Annotated in this window: 7 protein-coding genes; all 7 read right to left on the reverse strand. The window is 33.1% G+C overall.

What is annotated here, in order from left to right; translation table 11 throughout:
• Positions 1-51 precede the first annotated feature (51 nt).
• Positions 52-1,422, reverse strand: a complete 1,371-nt coding sequence (locus JGH11_RS18525; RefSeq protein WP_201114282.1) for a phage integrase SAM-like domain-containing protein — start codon at positions 1,420-1,422, stop codon at positions 52-54.
• A gap of 276 nt (positions 1,423-1,698) precedes the next feature.
• The gene (locus JGH11_RS18530; protein WP_201114284.1) at positions 1,699-1,902 is read right to left on the reverse strand and encodes a hypothetical protein; all 204 of its coding nucleotides are present in this window, start codon (positions 1,900-1,902) and stop codon (positions 1,699-1,701) included.
• Between the two features lie 117 nt (positions 1,903-2,019).
• Positions 2,020-3,216, reverse strand: a complete 1,197-nt coding sequence (locus tag JGH11_RS18535; protein ID WP_370567634.1) for an RHS repeat-associated core domain-containing protein — start codon at positions 3,214-3,216, stop codon at positions 2,020-2,022.
• Positions 3,217-3,433: 217 nt separating this feature from the next.
• Positions 3,434-3,811 (reverse strand): hypothetical protein, encoded by a 378-nt coding sequence (locus tag JGH11_RS18540; RefSeq protein ID WP_201114288.1) that lies wholly within the window; start codon positions 3,809-3,811, stop codon positions 3,434-3,436.
• 127 nt (positions 3,812-3,938) lie between these two features.
• Positions 3,939-4,571, reverse strand: a complete 633-nt coding sequence (locus tag JGH11_RS18545) for a putative toxin (protein WP_370567635.1) — start codon at positions 4,569-4,571, stop codon at positions 3,939-3,941.
• Between the two features lie 439 nt (positions 4,572-5,010).
• On the reverse strand, positions 5,011-5,472 hold the full coding sequence (locus JGH11_RS18555) for an Imm26 family immunity protein (RefSeq protein WP_201114290.1): 462 nt from the start codon (positions 5,470-5,472) through the stop codon (positions 5,011-5,013).
• Positions 5,473-5,491: 19 nt separating this feature from the next.
• Positions 5,492-6,255, reverse strand: a 764-nt coding sequence (locus JGH11_RS20390; RefSeq protein ID WP_236264181.1) for an RHS repeat-associated core domain-containing protein, incomplete at its 5' end; no start/stop codon positions are given.

The raw sequence follows: 6,255 nt of genomic DNA on the forward strand, positions 1-6,255 counted from the left end.
GCTTTATAACAATCAATTTTAAATAAAATGGGAAAAATATATTTTAGAACCTTAGTTTAGTAATCCGCAACTGACCTTCGCAATTTCATCTTTTCCGAAAGATTGAGGATATATTTTAGTAGTTTCCACGCTATCGTGGTGCAAACTAGCACTAACCAAGTCAATCGACTTGGTTTTTGAATATAAGGTCATGGCGAAACTATGACGAGCAAAATATGATGTCATATCATTTAAGCCCTCTGGAAATTCCATCGCTTCTGCCATTTGCTTGAGATATTTATTATACTTCTTCCGTTTGTCAACAATATATTTTGTTAGCCTACTACCTTCTAAGCCCTCTAAAAGAACAACAGGTAGTAAATAATCATTGACAGGAATACCCAAAGTTACATCATTGAGAATGTTAATTTGCTTTTGAATATCATCATTAATCTGTATTTCAATAAATTCACCTGTTTTAGATCGTTGATATACAAAATATCTGATTGGTTTTCCTTCTTTACTAAAACCATGTTTAATATCAGTCTTTTTGACTTTAGCCATGTCAATATAATTGATTCCTCCACAGAAAAAAGAAAAGAAGAATAAAGCCTTACTTCTTATATGAGGAATAGACGAGAACTCGAAGTCATAGAATTTCTTCAAATATTCCTCTGGTATAAATCGTTTTCTAGTCTTCTCTTTTGTTAAAGCTGTTATATTGAATATTTCTTTTCCTGTATATGTCCCATATTGATAACTAAATGGATAAGTTTCGGGACTACCGACTCCCTCTTTTATTGCTTTATTGAGTAATGATCTCAATGCACTCAGGTCTACACGTATTCCGTTATCTTTTCGCCCTAATTTCTTTTGCTCGTTATAGAAGTCAAGTACATATTTGTAGGTTATATCTGCAAAAAGTCTTTTATACAAATAAGAATCAAATCGTTTTAAGCAATCTAAGAGATTTTCAAATGTTTTTGCCGTATTATATTCGTCTGATTTGTGTAGTTTATTAATGTGTGCTATCAAGTAGTCATGAATGGAAGAAGATGTTATTGATACAAACAACTTTTCTCTAATCATCTCATTGGTAAATGGAACTTTACGACGTTCGAAATCATTAATAATTTCCCTTATTTCTGTAGTCTTATTATCGAGATAGACGTTATTAGCAAATCTTTCGGGATGTAAAGAGTTTATATAATCTTTTCGAGCCTTACCTTGTAAATCATTTTCCTTGATGTAATCCTTTGCAAAATCGTCATCAATATATCGATTCCGTTTTTCGTTCCATTGTTCAGGCTTGGCATAAAAAGGCAAACTTATAATTGTTCGTTGCTTGTTGAATCTTAGGACTAGTGAAATGGCATAACTACCATCTATTCTCTTTTGATAAAGCTTAAAATTGAACCCTTTATTTGTGAACTGTTTTGTCATAAAATAATCTATATTTATACTTGAAAATCCGTGACGTTTTCGTGACGTTAAAAATGCAAACAGATCAAACCAAATGCAAAATATATCTAATTGATTTACAGTGCAAATATAGATATTTCGGAGCAAATAAAATTACTTAAAAAAGTTAATTTGCTCGCTTTGGGAGCAGGGGGTCCCAGGTTCGAATCCTGGTATACAGACAGTTAAGAATCAGAGAGTTAGATACACATCTAGCTCTTTTTTGTTTTTATATATTCATGCAATTTGCATGCAATATTACTTAAGTTCGATAAAATATGAATTTGATTCAGCTCCGTCATTTAGTAAAGACCATGTGTGAATCATTATAACATCATCGGGAGATTTATTTTCAACGAATTCACCCTTTGGGTTAATATAGAAACCTAGCCATTTCCCATTTTCATCTAGATACCTAAAAGAATGAGAACCACTATCATATACTGTATCGCTTTTAATCAACCAATATTTATAACCTTTATCTCCACCATAGATTAAACTTTTCTTACTTATTTCTTTCTTACATAAAAAAAAGAAACGATAAAATTGATAATATAAAAATTTTATTCATACATAATATTATTTTATTGGTATAGGTTCTATTATTGGATTACCAAAGTTAGGTTTGAAATTCAACTTCCATTTGACATCTTTAGGTAAAAGAGCATTAATAGCTTCTACTCTTTTCATCATGGAAGCATCACTCATCCTGGTTCCACCGAGAATTGTTCCATAACCTTTAAGAACTCCTCTTTGAAATTGACTTGTTGTTTTAGAATATGAAGAATGAGATATCTGTCCCGAAACAGCCATCGTTTCTTTTTCTATTGTTTTAATTTCTTCATTGGTACTATGATCGTTTACTTTATGTACATCTTCATGTACAAACGTATTAACCATATTGTTGCCGTCTTCCATCACTGGATGTAATGTTCCATTTATTCGTCTTATAAAAATATTATCACCTTTGTTATACGCAGCAACATTCTCATCTCCTGGCATTCTTGCGACCCCTACATTACCCTTAGGGTCGCTCCCTATTTTTACTCCGTTCTGATCAATAAATGATACTCCTGCTTCCATTGCATAATGACCGACAATATTTGCAGCAATCTGTCTTTCTTTAGAATTGTCTAGATTTAGCTCTAATACGGAGACTTCTTTCCCCCCAATAGTAACCTTTATGTCTCTAGTTTCGGTATTTGTACTTTTTACATAAAATCCTTTTTCATTAAAAATATCATCTCTACCATTCGGATCAGTCTTGTTAATTGGATTATTGCTGCAATAATGGTACAGGGATAACCAAGGTTTCTTTTCTGCCAACGGATCCACACTTGTAAACTTTCCCACTGCACTTTCATAATACCTGGCCGAATAATCATACAGGTTCAGCTGGTGCATATCGTCCAACTCTTTGCCATTGTACTTGTACTTTTGGTTTTTACCGTCATCGTATTTTTCGGCAAAGGCTGTTCCAAAAGGATAGTAATGATTTCGCTGGCTGATCGTACCGCTGGCATTGGCTACTACACGGTTGTTCCCCAAATGATCTACCAGGTAATAGTGATATACTCCATTTTCAATATAACCTCCGTCTACAAGTATGCGGGTCTTATTTACCGTTCCAGCCGAGCTTTTGGAGGTCTCATAAATGATATTACCTACATAGTCGGTGTTCTTATAATCGGTCAGTCCATCGGTTGCAGGAGTGGTGGTGCCTATCGGAGAATTAACCAATGTTGGGTCATAGCGCTGCTCTGTCTTCAGCTTCACGCCTGAAGCTGTTGAAGAATAATGAAAAAGGTAACAAACGTAACACATTTTGCAATAGTCTCCATACTGTATCTTTTTTACTCCACTGAACAAAGCGTATATACTATAGATAAATTCTCCTCCCCTGCCAATAATGACATCGACAGAATAATTTCTATAGTGAATTGAAAATCGCAATGATAATTAATTCGTGATTGCAAATTTCAAAGAACAGGAATTAAGAATCTAATTTATCCCAATAAATATGATTGTCTTTAATCGTATATTTTAGATAAATTTTTTTTTCCATATAAGGACTTATTAACCTAAATTCAACTGCATTTTGTTTGCTCGCCTCACTATTAACAAAAACATCAATACATATTACAGCTAGCACATATTTATTTCTATTTTTTTTATATTCTTTCTTTATTCCTTGCTCATAAAGATTTATAAGATATTCTGAGGTAGGATACTCGTCGTCTATTTCTGGAGATACTACATTTGCAATCTCATCTTTATCCATTATCATAGCAAACGGATAGAAAGATTGATCTTCCTTTAAGAAACACTCTAAATATGGAATAATACTATTTATTAACAATTCTTCATCCATCTGTTTTAATAGTTTAATTTATAGCTAAGTATGTATTTTAAATTAGTTTATATTATTTTTGCTCCATAAATTTCATATTAATGAGGTTATTCGTAATTTAACTGCATAAACTAATTTAGCAGAGTATTTATGCCACTCTACCTTCTTCTACCGCTTGCTTCCAATAATTATCTTCCCTATACTTTCGGGCATCTTGCTGTTCTTGTATCGGATTTTTGAGGACTGGAGTAGCAACTCTTGTATTATCTGGTACTATCACGGATGAATTACCATATGTTGATATTTCAAAAGAATTTTGCACAGGTTTCGTTATTGTTGCATCCTTGTTTATATGAAGCAACGGCTTTGTTCCATTTTCATTAGAGATTTTTTCTTGTAGCCTCAATTGTTTAGACAAGCCTTGTTGCTTGACATTTTTTATTTCTACAGTCTGTCCATTTTTCATTGCATCTGGAATTGTCGTACCCTCTTTCCCTGTTTTGGGATCTATTCTAGTAAATGACTCTGTATTTTTTTCTAATTCCAACTTTTGTAATTGTTCTGCTTCTATATTACGACCAGATTGAAGTCTTGCTGGATTAAGTTTACTTTCGGTTCCAGACTTAGATCCTACTCTTATTATTTTATCAGCATTACTCATCATGCTAATATTTCGTTCCATAGGAATCACGGGATTATGGGTGCCTAATAAAGGACTAACAGGCCATATTTGTCTTCCATCCGGATCAATAAACTTAATCGGATTATTTGCGCAATACACATACGGGCTAATCGAGTAATACTTTTCCGCCAATGGATCGACACTGGCAAACCTTCCTGTTGCGCTTTCGTAATATCCTGTCGAATAGTCGTAGAGATTGAGTCAGTGCATTTTGCCATCTCTATAGCCAAAAATAAAGCTAAGAAAAAAGTGACAAAAATAACTGATTTTTGATTGTTTTTAATTGTAACTTTTTTATCGTACAAGGAGATTTTTTATATTCGATGATGTTGTAAATGAAAATGATTCAACAACTCTCTTTCAGACTGAGACAATCCGGTTAAACTTATTCAAGACGTCTTGAGTAAGAAATCCGGTTTCGACAATAAATTTATAAGAAAGGCTACCGTTGAAACCAAAATAGTGAACAAAGGAAAGGAGTATATTAAGTTTGAGATTAGGAGAATTGGGTAAATAACAAAGGATGAAGCATAACCTTTTATTTCATTTTCAACTGCTCCACCCAAATGTTTTTTTTTCCATTATAAAAATCACTAATCCTGCTTTCTACATGTTCAGCTTCCCACACAGCAGAACGTTCAAGCCCTAAACAATCATTTTTCGTCGCAAGAAAAATTTCTCCTGTATTTGGATCATATAATTCCACAATGTTTATATCCAATACATCTTGTATAAATTTCATAGGTAATGGTAGTAAATCATTCCTTATTGAAAGCTTGCCTACTTTTATCCAATGCCCTTCAGTTATAACATCATCATATACACTGACAATAAATAAAATAGGACTATTTAATAAAATAGAAAAATCTTTTAATTGTTTTTTACTTCTATAGTCAAAAAAAGCATATGATGCTTTTTCTAATATTTGGGCATAAACATAATATTGTTTATCAATACAGATTTCCAATATTGCACCTTTACTTATTCTTTGTTTTTTCATTTTTTTTATTATATTTTTTTTAAGGAGCTCCAAAATTTTTTCTTGCAGCATCATCATATTTATTAGAATTAGGGTTTTTAGGATTAACTCCATTAATACTATTCCCTGAAGTTCCTCCTTGCGATTGCGCACCTCCATTTTTTTCTATTAATTGTTGTTCTCTTCCTCTTATAGCATCACCATTAGATGAAGACTTATCAAGTTCTGCGGGTCCATAACCTTCTTTATTTTTATGATGTTTCTTATCCCTTTTCGCTATATTTTCTTCGGGTGTTCCTTTTCCTTTTGTTCTCCCTGAATAGATTTTCCCATCTGATGGTCTTTGCTTTGTATATGTTTGATGCGTTACTCCTTTTCCAATTTGTTTTCCAACTTCTTTTGCTACTTGTTTCTCAGCGTGTTTCCCTGTTTCTTTAATAAACTGTTTTCCAACCGTACCAGATAGAGTACTAGCTCCAGATCCTCCTGGTAATGGCACTAGAATACCTAGATTATTCATATTGTAATTATCTCTAGCCTCTTGTATTTTGGCTCCATCTGATGGATCGCCTGTTGGAGCAACAACAACATCCGAGTTTAATAATAATGCAACAATTATAATAATAGGTAAAACCGGAACTTTCCCATCCGGATCAACAAACTTAATCGGATTATTATAGCAATACGCATAAGGAGACCAACTATAGAACTTTTCTGCCCTAGGATCCACACTGGTAAATCTTCCCACAGCACTTTCATAATACCTGGCCGAGTAATCATACAGGTTCAACTGGTGCATATCGT

This window comes from Dysgonomonas sp. Marseille-P4677, assembly GCF_016652235.1.
Taxonomy (GTDB): domain Bacteria; phylum Bacteroidota; class Bacteroidia; order Bacteroidales; family Dysgonomonadaceae; genus Dysgonomonas.